This window comes from Bartonella sp. OT172YNZD (assembly GCF_042193725.1).
Lineage (GTDB): Bacteria > Pseudomonadota > Alphaproteobacteria > Rhizobiales > Rhizobiaceae > Bartonella > Bartonella grahamii_A.
Genome location: NZ_JBHILZ010000108.1, coordinates 1 through 584 on the forward strand (window position 1 = coordinate 1; position 584 = coordinate 584).

Below are 584 nucleotides of genomic sequence, written 5' to 3' on the forward strand. Positions count from 1 at the left end.
GCGGCAAAACATTTTTTGACCTCTTTAAACAGTCTCTTTAATTGGGCGGTTGATAATGCCCTTTTAAATAGAAATCCTGCCTTTAATATAAAAGCACCAAAATCTTTAAACAGTGAGGGATTACAGCCATGGCTAGAAGAGGACATAGACAAATATTATCACCGTTGGTCACATGGTACACATGAACGCGTCTGGATTGATGTTCTTCTTTATACAGGCTTGCGTCGTGGTGATGCCGTTCGTATCGGCTGGAAAGACGTCAAAGATAATATCATTTATCTCAAAACAGAAAAGAGCCAATTTAAAACAGATGTTTTTCTTCCTATTTTACCAGAACTAGAGGAAATCCTTAAAATTGGTCCCATAGGTAATGAAACATTTATTTGTGGTAAAGGTGGAAATAAGCTTGTCAAAGAAAGTTTTGGCAACCTCTTTCGTGAAGCATGTAATGCGGCGGGTATTAAAAAATCAGCGCACGGATTGCGAAAATTAGCAGCAACACGTGCAGCCAATGCTGGTGCGACAGTTTCGCAAATGAAAGCGCTTTTTGGCTGGACAGAAGATAAAATGGCATCCCTTTATAC

Annotated in this window: 1 protein-coding gene; it reads left to right on the forward strand. The window is 39.4% G+C overall.

What is annotated here, in order from left to right; genetic code table 11:
- The coding region (locus ACFIJS_RS09285; RefSeq protein WP_375651343.1) for a tyrosine-type recombinase/integrase at positions 1-584 on the forward strand (584 nt) is incomplete at both ends.